General features: G+C 29.5%; 12 protein-coding genes. 5 read left to right on the top strand and 7 right to left on the bottom strand.

The genetic code is table 11. The features are described from left to right. Nucleotides 1–305: 305 nt before the first annotated feature. The gene (locus KGNDJEFE_RS03540) at nucleotides 306–1,559 is read right to left on the bottom strand and encodes an AAA family ATPase (protein WP_148881790.1); all 1,254 of its coding nucleotides are present in this window, start codon (nucleotides 1,557–1,559) and stop codon (nucleotides 306–308) included. A 465-nt stretch (nucleotides 1,560–2,024) separates the two neighbouring features. Between KGNDJEFE_RS03540 and KGNDJEFE_RS03535 the strand changes: the two genes are divergently transcribed. Continuing rightward, on the top strand, nucleotides 2,025–4,223 hold the full coding sequence (locus KGNDJEFE_RS03535; RefSeq protein WP_040410377.1) for a cell wall-binding repeat-containing protein: 2,199 nt from the start codon (nucleotides 2,025–2,027) through the stop codon (nucleotides 4,221–4,223). A 232-nt stretch (nucleotides 4,224–4,455) separates the two neighbouring features. Here the strand turns inward: KGNDJEFE_RS03535 and KGNDJEFE_RS03530 are convergent, their stop codons facing one another. Both KGNDJEFE_RS03530 and KGNDJEFE_RS03525 read right to left on the bottom strand, forming a co-directional pair. Continuing rightward, nucleotides 4,456–5,196: a hypothetical protein gene (locus KGNDJEFE_RS03530; protein ID WP_006439850.1), complete on the bottom strand. Its 741-nt coding sequence runs from the start codon at nucleotides 5,194–5,196 to the stop codon at nucleotides 4,456–4,458. Beyond that, nucleotides 5,189–6,622 (bottom strand): AAA family ATPase, encoded by a 1,434-nt coding sequence (locus KGNDJEFE_RS03525; RefSeq protein ID WP_006439851.1) that lies wholly within the window; start codon nucleotides 6,620–6,622, stop codon nucleotides 5,189–5,191. The genes KGNDJEFE_RS03530 and KGNDJEFE_RS03525 overlap by 8 nt, the downstream gene beginning before the upstream one ends. 537 nt (nucleotides 6,623–7,159) lie before the next feature. On the opposite strand from KGNDJEFE_RS03525, the gene KGNDJEFE_RS03520 reads away from it, so the two are divergent. Both KGNDJEFE_RS03520 and KGNDJEFE_RS03515 read left to right on the top strand, forming a co-directional pair. Beyond that, nucleotides 7,160–9,253 (top strand): cell wall-binding repeat-containing protein, encoded by a 2,094-nt coding sequence (locus tag KGNDJEFE_RS03520; protein ID WP_006439852.1) that lies wholly within the window; start codon nucleotides 7,160–7,162, stop codon nucleotides 9,251–9,253. A 121-nt stretch (nucleotides 9,254–9,374) separates the two neighbouring features. Then, nucleotides 9,375–11,471 carry a cell wall-binding repeat-containing protein gene (locus tag KGNDJEFE_RS03515; protein ID WP_006439853.1) on the top strand — a complete coding sequence of 699 codons (2,097 nt, stop codon included), beginning with the start codon at nucleotides 9,375–9,377 and terminating at the stop codon, nucleotides 11,469–11,471. 450 nt (nucleotides 11,472–11,921) lie between these two features. On the opposite strand, the gene KGNDJEFE_RS03510 is transcribed toward KGNDJEFE_RS03515, so the two are convergent. From KGNDJEFE_RS03510 to KGNDJEFE_RS11695, 4 genes are all read right to left on the bottom strand, one after another. After that, nucleotides 11,922–14,096, bottom strand: a complete 2,175-nt coding sequence (locus KGNDJEFE_RS03510) for a cell wall-binding repeat-containing protein (protein WP_006439854.1) — start codon at nucleotides 14,094–14,096, stop codon at nucleotides 11,922–11,924. A 105-nt stretch (nucleotides 14,097–14,201) separates the two neighbouring features. After that, nucleotides 14,202–16,391: a cell wall-binding repeat-containing protein gene (locus tag KGNDJEFE_RS03505; protein WP_006439855.1), complete on the bottom strand. Its 2,190-nt coding sequence runs from the start codon at nucleotides 16,389–16,391 to the stop codon at nucleotides 14,202–14,204. A 253-nt stretch (nucleotides 16,392–16,644) separates the two neighbouring features. Continuing rightward, nucleotides 16,645–16,845: a hypothetical protein gene (locus tag KGNDJEFE_RS03495; protein WP_148881789.1), complete on the bottom strand. Its 201-nt coding sequence runs from the start codon at nucleotides 16,843–16,845 to the stop codon at nucleotides 16,645–16,647. Next, the gene (locus KGNDJEFE_RS11695; RefSeq protein WP_006439840.1) at nucleotides 16,824–16,997 is read right to left on the bottom strand and encodes a hypothetical protein; all 174 of its coding nucleotides are present in this window, start codon (nucleotides 16,995–16,997) and stop codon (nucleotides 16,824–16,826) included. Before KGNDJEFE_RS11695 ends, KGNDJEFE_RS03495 begins: the two co-directional genes overlap by 22 nt. Before the next feature lie 540 nt (nucleotides 16,998–17,537). Here KGNDJEFE_RS11695 and KGNDJEFE_RS03490 point away from each other — a divergent pair. Together KGNDJEFE_RS03490 and KGNDJEFE_RS03485 are read left to right on the top strand one after the other, a co-directional pair. Further along, nucleotides 17,538–17,969: a hypothetical protein gene (locus KGNDJEFE_RS03490; protein ID WP_148881788.1), complete on the top strand. Its 432-nt coding sequence runs from the start codon at nucleotides 17,538–17,540 to the stop codon at nucleotides 17,967–17,969. 66 nt (nucleotides 17,970–18,035) lie between these two features. Then, nucleotides 18,036–19,259, top strand: a complete 1,224-nt coding sequence (locus KGNDJEFE_RS03485; RefSeq protein WP_118549489.1) for an IS256 family transposase — start codon at nucleotides 18,036–18,038, stop codon at nucleotides 19,257–19,259. The last annotated feature ends 3 nt before the right edge of the window (nucleotides 19,260–19,262 follow it).

The following is a 19,262-nucleotide window of genomic DNA, read 5'->3' as shown; positions in this document are numbered from 1 at the left end:
TTTACCGACGAGTCAGAACAGTCACTCGTCATCATATTCGATGCTATTTCTTTTTCTATATATATTATAACACTCAAAGGTTAATTTATCAATTAGATTGAATAATAAATTTTATATTTTAATATTATTGATTGAATAAAAAGTACAAGTAAGCATTATATTTCAGGCGTAGCCTTCCCTGCTTCATCATCAAAAAACAAAAAAACAAAAATAGACTTGCTTTTGTAAGTCTATTTTTGCCAACAAATTTTCAAAAAACGTATGTTCTGTATTATATACTTACTTAATTATATCACCTTTTGTATCTACTTATCCTCATCATGAAAAGATATCTCAGAAAGATGTGGAATTGCTCCATACTTACCTAAAAGATAATTTTTAGCATAATTCTCATCATTTCTTATCTTCTTTCCGCTAGAAGTCTTAAAATCGGCTAACGAATACAACGTAGAATTTCCATTAGAATCCTTTTCTGTAAACCAAATCTCATCTCTTCTCAACAAATTATTTGAAAGCTCCCACAAATCATGGCTTGTAAACACAATTTGAGCATGTTTTTTATTTATCTCAGGATTTAAAAAACTAAGTAAGAAATTTCTCAAAAGCAACGGATGAAGCCTTGAATTCAGCTCATCTACAAAAATAAGACCTCCGTCATTTAAAACTTTCTGCAAATGTCTATAAAGATTAAACATCTTCAACGTTCCAGCTGATTCGTGTTTCAATGGAATAGCAACTCTCTCATCGCTACCTTTTATTTCATGAACAGCAAACACTTTAATGGCATCCTTATTTATATTTTCTATCTCAAAATCTACTATAGAATCGTCAAAAGTAGATAAATACTTCACTACATCCTTCCTAACATTTGGATCTTCTGCAAATCCTTCTGGCAAATACTTAGATTCTAAATAATTTTCGATAGGATTTCCAAAATCTATAATTCTATTCTCTAAAAACCAATTTCTAATTTTTTTTAAAATACCAACCTTAAGCTTTGCACCTAGAGAAACAATTAATGTTTCTGGCTCAAGTGCTGTTTCGATATTATTTCTATCTTTTTCAGATATTCCACTTAAATCCAGCTCATTTTCCTCTCTATTTCTGTAGAATATAGTCTTAAATTCAGGACTAGTTTTGTAGCTTTTGCTCAACCATTCCTCTGAAATCCCTTTTGAATCTATACAAAATCCATACTGATATGTAACAACTTTATTAGATTCCTTCTGTATAAAGAAAACTTCAAACATAGATTCCCGATTTCTACTCACTTCATCAAATAAAAATGGTGTCGGTGCATTGAACTCTCTATCGTTGTAGCTTATATCTCCTCCATATAGAAATGAATTTATCACATAATCATTCATATATTTAAAAGCTTCTTGCACATTTGACTTTCCACTTGCATTAGCTCCAAAAATAGCTGCAGCTGTAAGTAACTTTTCATTTCCAAATTCGACCACTCTATCCTCATGCTCTTTTATACTTGTAGCTGAAAGATCTAGAGTGACCTCATCCCTAAAAGACCTAAAGTTTTTAAATGTAAACTGTATTAGCATTTTATCACCCTCTGTTATTTGTATTTATCTTAATTATACATTATATATGAGATTTTTTCTCTAATTTAATCTTAATTTATTATTTTATAAGATAATTTTTTTATATTTCGTGTGATAATTTCACGTTTTATACGAATTTGAATGGTGGGCTTATGGGGGGCGTCGCTAAGGAAAAATTCCGTACAATAAAAATGTGGAAAAATAATTGCGAAAAAAGAGCAAGAGAATAGAGAAAAAAAGAGAAGAAAAGAATAAAAAAGGAAAACGAAGGAAAAGGAAAGAATAAGAAAGAGTAAGTGAAAGAAAAGCCATAAGATAACAGAAGAAAAGAGAACTTTCATTGAGAGTCTTATTCTTAGAAAAATCCAAAGTTTTAATTTTTTTCTTGAAGTATTTTTTCTAATTGAGAAATAAAAAGAGAGTGTAAAAAAGAAAAAAAGATAAAATAACGGAGGTAAAAAGATAATGAATAAGAAAAAATTATCAGTGGTAATGGCAGGAGCAATGCTAGCAACAAGTGTAGCGCCAGTATTAGCTGCAGAAGTAACAGCAGAAGACACAAAATTAAGTGAAAAATCACTTTTAGCAAAAAAAATAGTTGATTTAGCAAAAACAAAAGTAATATCAACTAATAAAACAATCTCTGGTACTGGTTCTGACTCTAAATTTGTAACAGATGAAGTAGCTGCATTAATGATACCAGGTCAGACTAAAGGTGATGAAGTATCAGCATACGGAATAAAAGTATTAGATAAAGATGGAAAAGCTATAGATTTAAGTAAAGCTGATGGATTTAATATAACTAGTCTATCTTCAGCAAAAGACAAAACTATAACTTATAAAATATCTGATATAGAAACAATACTAACAAGCGAAAAACTTGTTAAAGATATGACAGTACAGGTAGTAGAAAGAAAAACAACAGAATTCTTAGGACAGATAATACCAGGTACTCAGATAGAAGCAACTGGTGGAACTGTAAAATACACAGTTGATGATTTTAAATCTCCAACAAAAATAGTTGATTCTAAGAAAAATGCTTTTGTAAAAAGCATAAAAGCTAATGATACAAAAACTGGAGCTACTATAACATTAGAAGCTGTGAAAAGCCTTACTGACAAAGAAGAAGAAAATGTAAAAATAGAACTTAATACTGATTCTAACAAATTAAACTTCTCTTTACCATTAGATGCAGAAGGAAAATTAACAGAAAAAATACAGGAATGTGTAAACTTCGCAGAAGTAGCAACTTATCAGAAATCTGCAGAAATAACAGCAGCTCCAGAAGTTAAATCAGCATACAAAATGGTAGATGATTCAGTTAAACATGAAGAAGAAACATTATTAGCATCAGATTTATATGATGGATTAGCATTAACAGCAAAAGGAACAGAAATACAGACTGATATAGAAAACGCTAAAAAAATAAGTGATGAAACAGGAAAAGCATTAACAGTAGAATTATCAGCTGAACCAACAAAACTAGATGCTTCAGGAGTAGCAAGCTTTACAGTAACATACTTCGCTAGCCACAAAGATAATGTTTCTAATGCTAAGGACGATAAACCATCAAAAGTAATAACTGTAAAATCAACTAATTTAAAAGAAATAGTATCTCTACATAAAATGTTAAAAAGAGGAGACTATGAAGTAGGTATAATAGCAGGGGCTAACAGATATGAAACAGCAGTTAATGTTGCTAAAAAACATAAAGAAAAAATAGCTGCTAAAAATGCAACTGCAGCTAATAATATAGTGTTAGTAAATGGAGAATCATTAGTAGATGGATTAGCAGCAGCACCATTAGCAGCTAAATTAACTTTAGATGGTGCAGCAGGAACATCTGTATTATTATCAAAAACAGATTCACTACCAAAAGAAACAAAAGAATACTTAGAAAACTTAGTATCAGACATAGCAGTATCAGCTAGAAAAAATGTCACTATAAACTTAGTAGGTGGAGAAGCAGTATTAAGTGAATCATTAGTAGACGAATTAAAAGGAATGGGATTCAAAGTAGAAAGATTCGGTGGAGATAATAGAGAAGAAACTTCATTAGAAGTAGCTAGAGAAATTCTAAAAAGTGCATCTGATGATAACAATGCATTATTCGTAGTAGGAGCAAATGGTGAAGCAGATGCAATGTCAATAGCATCAGAAGCATCTAAATCTACAACTCAGACTCCTATAATAGTAGCAAAAGCTGGTGGATTAACTAAAAATGCTGTAAGATTTATAAAATCTAATGCTGGTGGTGCTACAGGAAATGTAGACGTAATAGGTGGAGAATCAGTAGTATCTAAAGCAGAATACGATAAAATAGATGAAGTAACTGTAACTAAAGTAGATAGAGTTGCAGGAGCAAATAGATTTGAAACAAATGCTAAAATAATAGACAAATACGCTTCTAGTATAGAAGAAGTAGTGTTAGTTAAAGATGGACAGTCTAATAAATCAGAATTAGTAGATGCTTTATCAGCAGCTAACTATGCAGCAGGAAAACCAATAGTATTAGCAACAGATAAAATAACTGATGCTCAGAAAAATGCTGTATTAAACAAAAAAGCAACTAAATTCACTAAATTAACTCAGATAGGACAGGGTGTAGCAAGAACTACATTAGAATCAGTAGCTGAATTCTTAGGACTATCAAACGTTAAATAATTAAAAAGTAAATATCAAATTTACATACAAGGCGAGGGACAATTCCCTCGTCTTTTTTAGGCGAAGCCTCCTCCATATTACCATAAAAAAAGACAAAAATAGACTTGCTTTTGTAAGTCTATTTTTGCCAATAATTCTCAAAAAAACATACGTTCTATATTCCGATATAATCCTTTATAATTCAGATTCTATCTTTTTAAATATAAAATCTATATATTTAAAAACTTGATAATCATCTACAACTGTCTATCCTTTTAGCTATATCCTCTCTCAAATACTCCTTATTATTTATCAAAAATACTAAAAGATTTGATGACCTATTTACTGAATTTAATCCTTCCTTGATACTATTCCAAGAAGCTTTATACTCATATCCATGTTTTGAAAGGCTATCCAAAATATTCATCTGCCGATCCACATTATCTAACATATCTTCAGCAAACTCATTTGAATACAATTCTTTCTCAGAATCACTTAAATTTAACATACCGAAAAATGCATGGTCTATATTACAAGAAAAATAATACACCTCAATAGGAATATTCCTATATACACTTGATGCAGTTGATATTTTATTCAAATTTTTACTCTTAGTCTTATTTCTTTCTAGTATACCATTTACATTATTTGTATAAATGCCTTCTTCCGTGTACTTTAATTTTTCATCTGATTCAAATATATATTTATCAGACAAATAACATCCATCCATATCAGTTAAAAATATTACCTTTTTTATATCTTCCTTTTTAATACCATATCTATTTTTCTTAATATATAATTTTATAGCATTTGTAACTCTTTCATCTATACTCTTTCCTTTAATGGCATCTGTATTTCCAGTAGTAATATCTCCATAATCAACTTGATAGAAAATTTTATTCAAATCAAATATATCATCTAAGATAGTACTCAATATCGTTTCATCACTAGGTCCCTCAACAATTAATAAAAATACATCCTTTTTCTTAGTCATTAAGTTTACCTGCCTTTCTTAATGCTACTTTTATTCTATTGTTATTTGTAGATTCATATAATACCTCACTCTGACCATTTAAAAGAATGTTTGCAAAATATTGTTCTCTTAAATTATTTGTAGTTTTGATATTTTTAAACTGTATAAATCTATTGTCTGGATTTACTGTTGTTAATAAAATAGCTTTATATGGTAGCATTTCTAATACTCTTAGGTTGTGTGATGTAAATACAAACTGTCCTTTTCCTGATTCATAAATTATCTTAACTAATTCCCCTAAAAGATATTCAAATATTCCAGAATCGAACTCATCTACAAATAAAGCTATTGATGGATCATTATATACCGCAACTATTGCACTCATTATAGAAATTATTCTTTTGATTCCTTCAGATTCATATACTAGAGGAATCATTTTTCCATCCCTAACACTAACTATATCAAAACTTCTCATATTAGCTCCATTTTGAGAAAGTTCTTCTTTAATATTAGTCATTTCCAACTTTATAGAAGGAACTATAGCTTGTAGCACTAATGAAATTCTTCTTATTGAAATATCTATAACATTAAATAATTCTTCTGGAACGATACTCTTTCCAGACATATTTATATTAAATACACCAGATGATTTAAAATTTTCATTAGAAATGTAGATATTTAATGGTAACATACCAATATCTAGACCTGCACTTCCTATTACACTACTCTCTATAATTAATAACTTTTCAAAAGAAAACTGACGCAATGTTACAGCTATATTGTACAATACTGCTAATTCTTCAATGTTATTTTCTCTTAAAACTCTTAAAAACTCGTCATTGAAAAGTAATGATTTGTCTGGATTTATAGCTCTTTTATTATATTCAAGCTCTATAAGATCTTTTTTATCAATCAAATCAGCAACTTTTTTGAATAGTTTTCCATTATTATATCTAAAAATAAGGTCTTTTCTTCCCCAACCTTCTTTATCTGAAATGAATTCCTTTATTTTCATTTCTTCTTTTGAAATTTTATATATGCAATTATTATTCTTTGAATCTTCATTTACTATATTTAATATATTATACTTTTGTTCAGTATCTTGATTGTTATTTTTTTCGGCTGTCATTTCAACTAAGTAGTCAACTAAATAGTGATTTTCTCCATCACTTAAAAAGAACGTTGTATTTAATGTTGCAGTATCCTCAGTTATATACTTTTTTATATAATCCATTATATTTTGACCAAGTAGTATGTTCTTTAAAATTTTAACTGACTCAAGTATACTTGTCTTTCCAGATCCATTCTGTCCATAAATACCCAACATAGAGCATTTATCTGTATCTAAATTACCTTTTAAGATTTGTTTATATTCTTCAAATTCAAACTCACCATGGTTTATATTTTTTATCCCATTTATTTCCATTTTCTCTATTCTTATTATCATTGACATAGCCCCCTTTTAATTATAATATATCAATTTTTATATTTATAATCAATAAAAAGATATTTAAAATATCATTTTTTGATTTTTATAAGCATAAAATATAGTTTATTTTTATTTTTCGATTTAAAAATAATTTTCTGGGGGGCTTAGGGGGGCGTCGCTAAGGAAAAATTCCGTACAATAAAAATGTGGAAAAATAATTGCGAAAAAAGAGCAAGAGAATAGAGAAAAAAAGAGAAGAAAAGAATAAAAAAGGAAAACGAAGGAAAAGGAAAGAATAAGAAAGAGTAAGTGAAAGAAAAGCCATAAGATAACAGAAGAAAAGAGAGAAAAGAAAGCAAATAAAAGCAAGAGCTCTCGTTAAGAAATCACTGCCCTTAAAAGAAATCTTACCGAAAAAGTAGATTTCAAAAAAACTATTCTTATTTTTAAGATATGACTGAAGTTTTTCTAATTTTTTATTTAAAGAAATACTATTTTTCTCTAATTAAGAAATATAAAAAGAGAGTGTAAATAAAGAAAAACGGAGGTAATATAATGAACAAGAAAAGATTGTCAGTAGTAATGGCAGGAGCAATGCTAGCTACTTCAGTAGCTCCAGTATTAGCTGCAGAAACAACTGCAACAACAAAAGAATATTCTGTTGGACAGGAAGCTTTATTAAACAAATATATAAAAGCTAAATTTGAAGAAAAAGAATTTACATCTAATTCAGTATTAGTTAAAAATGATGCTAGTGCTCAGAAATATTTAGGAACAGACATAGCAACTAAATTAGCAAAAATTAAAACTGATTCTACTTCAAATGCATATTTAAATTCTGTATACGAAATAAAGTTAGTAAGTGGAACAAATGAAACAGTTTTAACAGCAGATAATATCGATACTAAAATTAAAGCAGGTGTTTTAAAAGCTGGGGATAAAATAGTAATATCAGAAAAAGAAAATACTACTTTCTTAGGACAGGTTATACCTGCTAAAAAAGCTCCAGAAGCAGTTGCTGAAAATACTAAAAATGTATATACAAAAGCAGAATTAACAGCTAATGGATTTAATGATTCTACATTAAAAGGTGGAAATAGATTTATAAAAGAAATTACTTGTACTAAAGATAATGAAGGTTCTATAGTTTTAAAAGCTTTAACAGATGTAAATAATACAAATACTAATATAAAACTTGATATAAAAACTGGAGATGTTAAATATGACCTTAACTTACCAGTAGATGCAGAAGGGAATCTATTAGATAAAGGTGCTAGTAATGATGATGATTTACAGAAATGCGCTAAATTCTTAAAAGATAGTACTTGGGCTGGTGGATATACAACAGATGCTGACGCTACAAAAGTTGAAACTATAGATATAGTAGCATCTGCTCCAGTTGAAGAAGTTGTTAACTACAATGTATCTGACTTATATGATGGAACTCTTCTTACTGAAAAAGGAACAGAGTTATTAAATGACTTAAAAAATGATGAAACTAATAAAAAAGTTGTTCTTTCTGCAAATACAACTCTTGCAAATGGTATAACTAGTTTTGATGTTCAGTATAAATCTAAAAAAGGAACACTTGTTAAAAAAGTTGTAGTAAAATCATCAGAAACAACAAATATAAAAGCACTATTCAATATGTTAAAAGCTGAAAGCTATAAAGTTGGTATAGTAGCTGGACAGAATAGATATGAAACAGCTGTTAATGTTGCAAAAGAATCAGGTGTTACTCAGTTTACAAACGGTACTGAATATGATGTAGTTCTTACAAACGGAGAATCATTAGTTGACGGATTAGCAGCAGCACCTCTTGCAGCTAGTAAAAATAATGCGCCTTTATTATTAACAAAAACAGATTCTTTACCAAAAGAAACTAAAGAATACTTAGAATACTTAACTGAAAATGTAAAAGCAAGTAACTTATCTAAAATAACAATAAATTTAGTAGGTGGAGATGCCGTATTATCAGATTCTTTAGTTAAAGAATTAAAAGGTATGGGATTCAAAGTTGCAAGATATGGTGGCGATGATAGAGAAGAAACTTCTATAAAAGTTGCAAAAGCTATATCTGGATTTGCAGCTAAAGGAGCTTATGTAGTTGGTGCTAATGGAGAAGCTGATGCAATGTCTATATCAGCTGTTGCAGCTGAAGAAGAAACTCCAATAATAGTATCAAGTGTACATGGTTTAACTGCAGACGCTTTAGACTTCTTAGGTAATCAGGATGGTAATGCTACAATAATAGGTGGAGAAAAAGCTATAACTAAAGCTGAAGAAGATAAAATAGTTGAAGCTAAAGAGGATAAAACTAGTGGAGTAAGAAGAATAGCAGGTGCTAATAGAACTGAAACTAATGCTAAAATACTTAAAGAATTTGCTAAGACATTAGATGGTAAAAAACTTACATTAGTTAAAAATGGAGTAAATAATAAAACTGACCTAATAGATGCTTTATCTGCAGCTAATTTAGGTGGACCTATAGTATTAGCCGATTCTAGCTTAACTGACGAACAGTTAACTATACTATTAAACTTAAAATCTACTGTAGATGCTACAGATACTAATTTACTACAAGTTGGTTTAGGATTAAATGACTCAATAATAAAATCATTATCTAAAGCATTAAATATAACTAACTAAATTTATATAAATATTTTGAAAAAAATTTATGATGCGGGATTTTATCCCGTATCATAAATAAAAAGAGAATAGAGAAAAAGAGATTGTATTGAATAGATTAAAAAACGGAGGAAATGCAATTATGAATAAAAGAAATTTATCAGTAGTAATGGCTGGTGCAATGTTAGCTACATCAGTAGCTCCAGTTATGGCTGCGGAAGAAAAAACTCTTAGCGTAAGTGATTTAACATTATATGCTGAAGCTATAAAAACTAAAATGGAAGAAAATAAAATAGATAAAGTTGGATATCCAATAGTATTTGCAGCACCATTTGTTTCAACTGATGTTGCAAATGTAGCTACAAAAATGCCATCTTCAATAGGTGTTAAAATAAATGGAGCTGACCCAATATACGATCCAGCTAATATAGTTTCTTCAATAAAAGCTGCGGGAGCAGGTTCTAAAATAGAAATAGTTGAGTACGAAACTACTTCTTTCCATGGATTATTAATACCAGGTTCTGAAATAACATCTTTAGGAACAGATGAAAAAGATAAATATACTGAAGCTGATTTTAAAGATGAAGCAGGATTAAAAACATCTTTAAATAATGCTACATTCATAAAAAATATAGAAGTTGCTTCTGACAAACAGTCAGCTACAATAACTTTACATGCACTAGATGCCGATGAAAAAAATAAAACTGTAACTATAAAAGTTGGAGATGCTAAATTAAATACAAAAATGCCTATGTCAGGAGATAATTTATTAGCACCTGCAAAAACAGAAAGCATACAGCAGTGTGATGGATTTATGACAACTCAGAAATGGGTAGCTTCACAGGTTAAAGCTAATCCAGTTTCAGTAATAGAAACTGTAAATGTTGTTGCTGACGAAGATCCAACAGTTGAAAACTTAAAAGCATCTGATTTATATGATGGTACTATATTAACATCAAAAGGTACTGAAATATTAAATGATTTAAAAAATGATAATGGTAAAGATTTAGTTAAATTTGCTAAAGCTAATGCATCTGATATATCAGATGATACAAATGGAGTATATCATTTTACAGTAGAATACTACGCAAAAGGATATAACGGAGTAGATGATAAAGCTATAAAAACTATAAAAGTAACATCAACTAATAAAAAAGAGATAAAAGCATTATATAATATACTAAATACTAAAGAATATGCAGTTGGTGTAGTTGGTGGATCTAATAGATATGCTACAGCTGTTAATGTTGCAAAACAGCAGGGAGCAAAAATAGATGGTGATAATAAAAATATAGTTCTTGTTAATGGAGATGCTTTAGTAGATGGACTTTCAGCTGCTCCTCTTGCAGCAACAATCAATGGAGCTACGGCTAAAAATGTAGCTGCTCCAATATTACTATCAAAAGCAGATACACTTCCAAAAGAAACTAAAGATTATTTAAATAAATTAACAGAAGCTTTAAGCTCTAAAGAAAGAAAAGATATAGTAGTTACATTAGTAGGTGGAGAATCTGTTTTAACATCTAATCTTGAAGATGAATTAACTACTATGGGATTCAAAGTAAATAGATTAGGTGGAGATAATAGAGAAGAAACTTCTTTAGAAGTAGCTGAAGTTGTTACAAAGGGTGCTACTACAGGTAAAGAAGTGTTTGTTGTAGGAGCAGAAGGTGAAGCTGATGCTATGGCAATATCTGCTGTTGCAGCTAGAGATAAAAAACCTATAATAGTAGCAAAAGCTGGTGGAATATCTAAAGATGCTTTAAAATTCTTAGGAAAACAGGGAGATAATGATGCAGTTATAATTGGTGGAACATCTGTATTTTCTAAAGAAGATGAAGCTAAAATAAATGAAGCCAAAACAGATTCTACTAAAGCTGAAGCTTTAAGAATAGCTGGTGCTAATAGAACTGAAACTAATGCTAAAATATTAGAAAAATATTATGCTACTGCTGGAGTAGGTAAAGTTAATCCTGTTTCTAGACCAGTTATCTTAGCTAAAGATGGTATGACAAATGGTAAATATGAATTAGTAGATGCTTTAACAGCTGCTAACTTAGGTGGACCAATTGTATTAGCTAAAGATAAATTATCAACAGCTCAGGAAAGTGCTTTAGTAAAAGCTAACTCAGTTTCAACTAAAGGTGCTACTCATATAATACAGGTTGGAGATGGATTAAATTCAGATGTAATAAAATCTGTATCTAAACTTTTAGGCTTAAAAAATCTTGAAAATTAATATAAATTTGTTTTAATAAATAATTAAAGGGTCTATCTTTTGATAGACTCTTTTTCTTTTATAGATAGAATTAGTATGTTGAAATTATATAAAAAACAAAAATAGACTTGCTTTTGTAAGTCTATTTTTGTTTATATAACCTAAAAAGAACAAATGTTCTTGTGATGTTTACGTTTACATATTGATAATTAGCTATTAAAGAAATCTTTTACTGTAGATTTTATATTAGGCTATAAAATTTTTATTCTAAATCATAATCTTTTTGAAATTATTTTATCGCCCTGACAGAACGTATGTTTTTTTGTTGAAATTATAGACAAAAATAGACTTACAAAAGCAAGTCTATTTTTGATTTTAAATATTCAGTTATAATTATCTCAAAGGCTACGCCTAAAAAGAAAAAGAACCTATCATTTGATAGGTTCTTAATATATTAATTTGTTTTACAAATTATTTGTTTGATAATCCAAATAATCCAGCTACTGCTTCTAGAACAGATCTTTCAACACCGTTACCAACCTGAACTGCTTTAGCCATAACTTTAGTAGTTCCACTACCAACTATATCCATATTTAATAATGCATTTTTCTGAGCTGTATTTAATGAATTAGTAGCTAATACTATTGGAGCATTATTAGCTGCTGCGAAATTAGCTGCTGCTAATGCATCTACTAATTCAGATTTTTTAGCAACACCATCTTTAACAACTATAACTGCTTTTGCACCATTATCTCCAGAGAATTCTTTGTAGAATTCTTTTATTATAGCTGCATTTGTTTCGAATCTGTTTGCTCCAGCTATTCTTGATGCTTTGTTTAAAGTTAATGATTCGTTTATAGCTTCTTCTTCAGATTTAGATACTACTGATTCTCCACCAACTACTGTTACATCGCCTTTTGCTGAATTTTCTTTTAAGTATTCAAGAGCATCTTCACTTAAACCATGTACACTTGATACTATTATTGGAGTATTAGTTTTAGCTGCTACTGCTGATATTGCCATAGCATCAGCTTCACCGTTTCCACCTACTACGAATGCTGCATTTTCATTTCCAGCAGCTTTTATTTCTTTTGCTACTGCTAATGAAGTTGCTTCTCTATTATCTCCACCTAATCTTTTAACTGTTACTCCCATTTCTTCTAATTCTTTTATTAATGAATTAGTTAATACTGATTTTCCACCTACTAGTGTTACAGTTATTTTCTTTTTATTTGCTATTGTTGTTTTTTTAGAAAGTAAGCTTGATATATATCCTTTAGTAGACTCTGGTAGAGAATCTGCTTTTGTTAATAATACTGGAGCTGATTTTCTTGCGGCTAAAGGAGCTGCTGATAATCCATCCACTAATGAATCTCCGTTTACTAATACGATATCTCCTGCATTAGCATCTTCAAAAGCTACTATTCCCTGTGCTTTAGCTACATTTACAGCTGTTTCGTATCTATTTTCTCCACCTACTATACCTACTTTATAAGAACCAGTATTAGTTAACATTCCATATAAAGCATCTACTTCTTTGTAGTTAGAAGAGTATATTGTTATAGTTTTGTATGCTGTAGTAGCATTTTTGTAGTATGTAACTGTGAATTTAGATACAGCTTTATCAGCACCTATTCCATCTTTATTTGATATTCTAACTAATGCTTTTGTCGCAGTTGCCACTTCTTCACCAGTTTCTTTAGCTGCATTTGCTAATTCAGCTGCTAATTCTGTTCCTTTTGCTGTTAATACTACACCATCGTATAATTCTTCAGCTTTAATAGTATTTTCTTCTTTAGCTTCAGCTGTCATTTTGTATGTTGCAGTAACTGTTGGTTCATCTTTTATTTCTTTAGATGCTGTCCAAGTTGTTAATGTATCGAAATGATCAAATTTAGCTATATCAGATTTTTTAGTGTAGTCTAAAAGTTTTCCATCAGCTGTTAATGGTAATCTACCATCTATTTTCTGGCTTCCACCAGCTAATTTTATTACAACTTTTGCATCTCCATCTCCTGGTTTTGATAAATCTTCAGGTTTATTTGTTTTTACTAAAAGAACTTTTTCATCTCCAGTTCCTTCTGTAGATAATGTACCTGTAGAAGCTAATAATACGTTATTAGTACCTTCCGTATTACCTAATGTTCCAACAACTATCTGTTTATATATTTCACTATTACTTGTTATATCTTCGAAATCTTTTTTATTATCGTAGTTTATTACTTCTGTACCTTTTTCTATTTTTTCCCCAGGTATAAGTTCTCCATAGAATTCATTTGTTTTTCTTTCTACTAATTCTACTGTATATCCTTCTTTAGCCTGATCTAAAACAGATTTAACAGCAGCTTCAGTAGCTATATAAGTTTCTGCACCTTCAACTTTATTTCCTTTTTCATCTAATAATCTTATTCCGTAAGCTGATGCATCGTTAACTAATAATTTTTTTACATTTTCTGTTACAAATGTTGCATCTTTTAAAGTTGGGTTGCTTGTAAGCATTTTTGTTTTCATTGTGCTTACTATTTCTTTATTTAATAGTTCTCTATTATCAAGTGAATATTCTTTTTCTGTAGCTGCTAATACTGGTGCTACGCTAGTTGCTAACATTGCTCCAGCTAATACAACTGATAAGTTTTTCTTATTCATTCTTTTATTTCCTCCGTTTTTTGTAGTTTTTTTACCTAGTGAGATAATTATATCTCACTAGGTTATTTCCACATAAATTGATTAAATCTATATAGTTTATACTTATTATTTAACTTTATTAGTTACACCTAATAAGTTTGCTATTGTTTCTAATACAGTTCTTTCTGCACCCATACCAACCTGAACTACTTTAGTTGGATTAGAAGTAGCTTTTAATAATGTAGATTTCTGTGCATCTGTTACATTTGTTGATGCTAATAATATTGGTGCATCTATTGATGCTGCAAAGTTAGCTGCTGATAAAGCATCTACTAATTCATTTTTATTAGCAACACCATCTTTTACAGATACTACAGCTTTACCTATAGTAGCATTTTTGTAGAATTCTTTTATTATAGCATTATTTGTTTCAAATCTATTAGCACCAGCTATTCTCATTGCTACTGCACCATTTAATGCTCCGTTTATTTCTTTTTCTTCTTCAGCAGATAATGCTTTTTCTCCACCAACTATTGTTACATCATTTGCTCCTACTTCTGTTAAGTAGTTTAATGCATCTGTTGATATTCCACCAGCTTTTGCTACTATTATTGGTGTTATAGCATTAGTTCTAGCTGCTACTGCTGATATTGACATTGCATCTGCTTCACCATTTGCTCCTACTACAAATGCTTTTGTTTTAGCAGACATAGCTTCTGCTACTGCTACTGAAGTTTCTTCTCTGTTATCTCCACCATGTCTTACTACTGTGAATCCCATTTCTTTTAATTCTTTTGCTAAATCAGAATTTAGTACAGTTGTTCCACCTACTAAATGTACTTTAACTGCTTTTTTCTCTATTGAAGTAAAGTTTGCAACTAATCCTGTTAAGTATTCTTTTGTTGCTGATGGTAATTTTCCAGCTTCTGTTAATAATAATGGAGCAGCTAATTTTGTTCCTACAACACCATTCTGGTAGCTTCCTAATTCAGCTGCTAAAGGAGCTGCAGCTAATCCATCTACTAATGATTCTCCATTTACTAATACTATGTTATTAGCTGAAGTTTTATTTAATTCTGTTAATCCTATCTGTTTTGCAACATTTACTGAAGTTTCGTATCTATTCTGTCCAGCTACTACACCAACATTAAATTTTCCTGTATTTATTAGTTTATATAAACCGTTTAATTCTTCTTTATCAGTAGATACAACTGTTATAACTTTTTCAGCTTTTTTATCAGTTGATTTTTTGAAGTATGATATTGTAAATGTTGATACCCCTGAAGTTGTATTTTCTTTTACAGTATCTATTCTAACTAAAGCTTCTGCATCTGTTAAACCTTCTGCTTTAGCAGCTTTTCTTGCGTTATTTAAGTCTGCAACTATTTCAGTTCCTCTTGCTGTTAAAGCTATTCCATCAAATAAATCTGCAATTTTTAATGTTTCTTTTGTTTCATCAGCTGGTTCTTCACCTAATGTATATGTATCTACTAAAGTTTCTACTCTTTTTTCTGGATCCTCATCAGCAGCTATCCAAGAAGTTAAAGGTGCAAATTCTTTGAATTTATTTGCATCTTCAAGATTTGTAACATCTAATAAGTTACCTTTTTCATCTAATGGAAGTCTACCATCTATTTTTACAGAACCATCTTTTAAAGTGAATTCATGTTTTTTATCTGTTTCTACATCTTCAACTTTATTTGTTTTAACTGTTACAACTTTATTTAAATAAGTTGCATCAGTTACTAATTTATTATCTTTACCATTTAGTTTATCAGTTGCTAATATATCTTTTTTAGAACCGTCTGCAAATGTCTGTGCATCTTTTAAATCTACAGCATCTGCATATTTAGAAGTTAATGAGTTAACTGATGGTAATTTATCCTCTTTAACTGGTAATAACTGACCTTTGAATTCTGCTGTTTCTCTTTCGAATACTTCAACTTTTTCTCCAGCTTTTAATGCATCTATTGCAGTTTCAACTTCTGATGCTCTGTATGTTGTTTTAACTTTAACTTTTCCATCTTTTCCAGTTACTTTTACACCGTATGCTGATGAGAAAGTGTTTGCATTACCGTTTATTTCTGCAGCTATATTTTTTCCTACAAAGTCATTTCCTGTAGTTGCATGTCCCTGAGCAAATATAGGATAGTTAGATATTTTTTTAGTTGCCATTTTAGCTAATATATCTGCTTTTAATGTAGCTTTATTTTCGAAAGCTATTTCTGTTCCTGTTGTTTCAGCTGCTAATACTGGAGCTACTGAAGTTGCTAGCATTGCTCCTGCCATTACTACTGACAATCTTTTTTTATTCATTATATTACCTCCGTTTTCTTTTTTTACACTCTTTACTTATTTCATTTCTTCAAATAAAAAATTAGAAAACTATGGTCTAAAATATATAAGATTTCTTTTAAGGGCAGTGATTTCTTAACGAGAGCTCTTGCTTTTATTTGCTTTCTTTTCTCTCTTTTCTTCTGTTATCTTATGGCTTTTCTTTCACTTACTCTTTCTTATTCTTTCCTTTTCCTTCGTTTTCCTTTTTTATTCTTTTCTTCTCTTTTTTTCTCTATTCTCTTGCTCTTTTTTCGCAATTATTTTTCCACATTTTTATTGTACTACATTTTCCAAGCTCATGCAATAGTTTTAAAAAACAAAAGTTACATTTTTTTAACTTTTTATGTATTGACTTTTTATTTTTTCTCGCATGTCCTTTGTAGTATTTAGTATTATACTCGATTAATTTCTTTATGTAAACCCTTTTTCCCAAATTTTTTCCCCTCTCCCCCTGATCAATTCGTAAGCGCAGCCCAAAAGTAAAAATTTTTTTCGTTTTTTTCTTCTTTTTATTTTTTCTCCTTTCCGTTCTTTTTTTGCGCCGCCGTTTCTTTTTTGTACTTTTTTTCCGTTGATTTTGCTCATTCCCCCTCAGTCACAGAAGGTAAACTTTTCATCGCCCAGCGATGAAAAGAACCTAAGGCTCACGCCTTAGGTTTATTTTTCGGCAAAAGTTGTATTATTTTATCTGAATTTTAAATATTTGTCACTATTTTGTAACTTTTATTCTATTTTTTGTAACCTCTCTGTAACTTTTTTGTAACTCTACTCCATTTTTATTCTATTTTTTACGATTTTCTAAAACTTCTCACTATATTTACTCATAGTTCATATAGTTTTGGTATTTGTTTTAGCCTAACGGCTATTTTACTTGTTTGTAGCTATTCATATTTTTAGATTGTGTTTGCAGTATTATTTTATTTTTATTACAAAGCAAGTTAATTTATCACCCTTTTACATTAATACGCACTTATTATGAGCTCTATAAAGCCTTTATAATCCTTCATTTACATATTTATTACAAACTAAACTCATATAAGTAACTATATAATTAGTAATTCATCGAAATTATACATAATATTATGTTATTATAATTTTGTAAATATTTTATAAGGAGGAATCAAGATGAATTCAATTGAATTATTCTTTTCAAAAAATTCAACCCAGATTTGGACTATTATATCTGTTATCATTGGTGGATTGATAACATACTTTTCTACACTACATATTGAATCTAAGAAGATGAAAATGAATAAAAGGTCTGAGAGTGCTACTAATGTAGTTATACCTTGTGTTCTTTGTTTAAGGGATACTAGAAATAAGTTGATTTCTTTGCGTAATAAAATTAATCTTTCAAATGATATTTATTTACTTAAAGAAATACAACTACTAAATGAACCTTTAGATTTTTTAAATGACGAGAGAAACTACTTTTTACCTAAGTATTTAAGAGAGAAATTAAAATCATATGGAGAGAAATTTAAAGATTTTTATTATACTTTAAACAAAGAATGTGATGAGTATATAGATAAATATAGTAATTATCTGAGTATATGAAAAAAAGTCTGTAAATTTAATCGCCTTCTATGGTAATATCAAATTAATCATAGGAGGCGATTTTTTATGGGCAGAAAGAAAAGAGAACCATTAAATCCAGAAAAGAAAAACATAATAGCGGAGCTAATTAAAACATATGAAATTAAAACCGCTCAAGACATTCAGGATGCACTTAAAGATCTTTTAGGTGATACTATTCAAGAGATGCTTGAATCTGAAATGAATGAGCATCTTGGGTATGAAAAATATGAACGTGGTGAAAATACCAATTCAAGAAATGGATATAAAACAAAAAGAGTTAGATCTGGAATGGGAGAATACGAAATTGATGTTCCTCAAGATAGAGATTCCTCTTTTGAACCTCAAATTGTCAAAAAAAGACAAAAGGATATTTCTGAAATAGAGCAAAAAATAATAAATATGTATGCTTTAGGCATGAGTAATAGAGATATAACTTCTCAAATAGAGGATATTTATGGATTTGAACTATCTGAAGGAATGATTTCAGATGTAACTGATAAAATAATACCTAAAATCGAAGAATGGAAATATAGACCTCTTGAAAGTGTGTATCCTGTTGTATATATAGATGCTATACATTTCTCTGTTAAAGAAAATGGTTCTGTTAAGAAAAAAGCTGTCTATGTAATTCTTGGTATAAGTTCCGAAGGATACAAAGAAATTCTAGGATTGTATATTGGAGATACTGAAAGCTCTAAGTATTGGTTTTCTGTGCTAAATGAATTAAAAAATAGAGGTGTAAGAGATATTTTAATCGTTTGTGCTGATGGACTATCAGGAATAAAAGAAGCGATAAGCTCCGCTTTTCCAAATACTGAATATCAAAGATGTATTGTTCATCAAGTTAGAAATACATTAAAATATGTATCATACAAAGATAGAAAGGAATTTGCTAATGATTTAAAAACAATATATCATGCCATTAATGAAGAACAGGCTCTAGCTAATTTAGAACGTACTTCAGAAAAATGGAATGAAAAATATCCAAATTCTATGAAATCTTGGTTTAGTAACTGGGATTCAATTATACCGATATTTAAATTTTCACCAGAAACTAGAAAGGTAATTTATACTACAAATGCCATTGAAAGTGTAAATTCGCAGCTTAGAAAAATAAATAAAAAAAGAACTGTTTTTCCAAACAAGATTTCCTTAGAAAAATCACTATATCTATCAGTTGAAAAAATAAGCAAAAAATGGAGTATGCCTATTAGAAACTGGGGATATATTTATGGAGAACTTTCAATAATGTATGAAGATAGATTGTAATAA

It is taken from the genome of Peptacetobacter hiranonis, from assembly GCF_008151785.1.
Classification (GTDB): domain Bacteria; phylum Bacillota; class Clostridia; order Peptostreptococcales; family Peptostreptococcaceae; genus Peptacetobacter; species Peptacetobacter hiranonis.
This window is presented reverse-complemented; position numbering and strand designations above follow the sequence as displayed.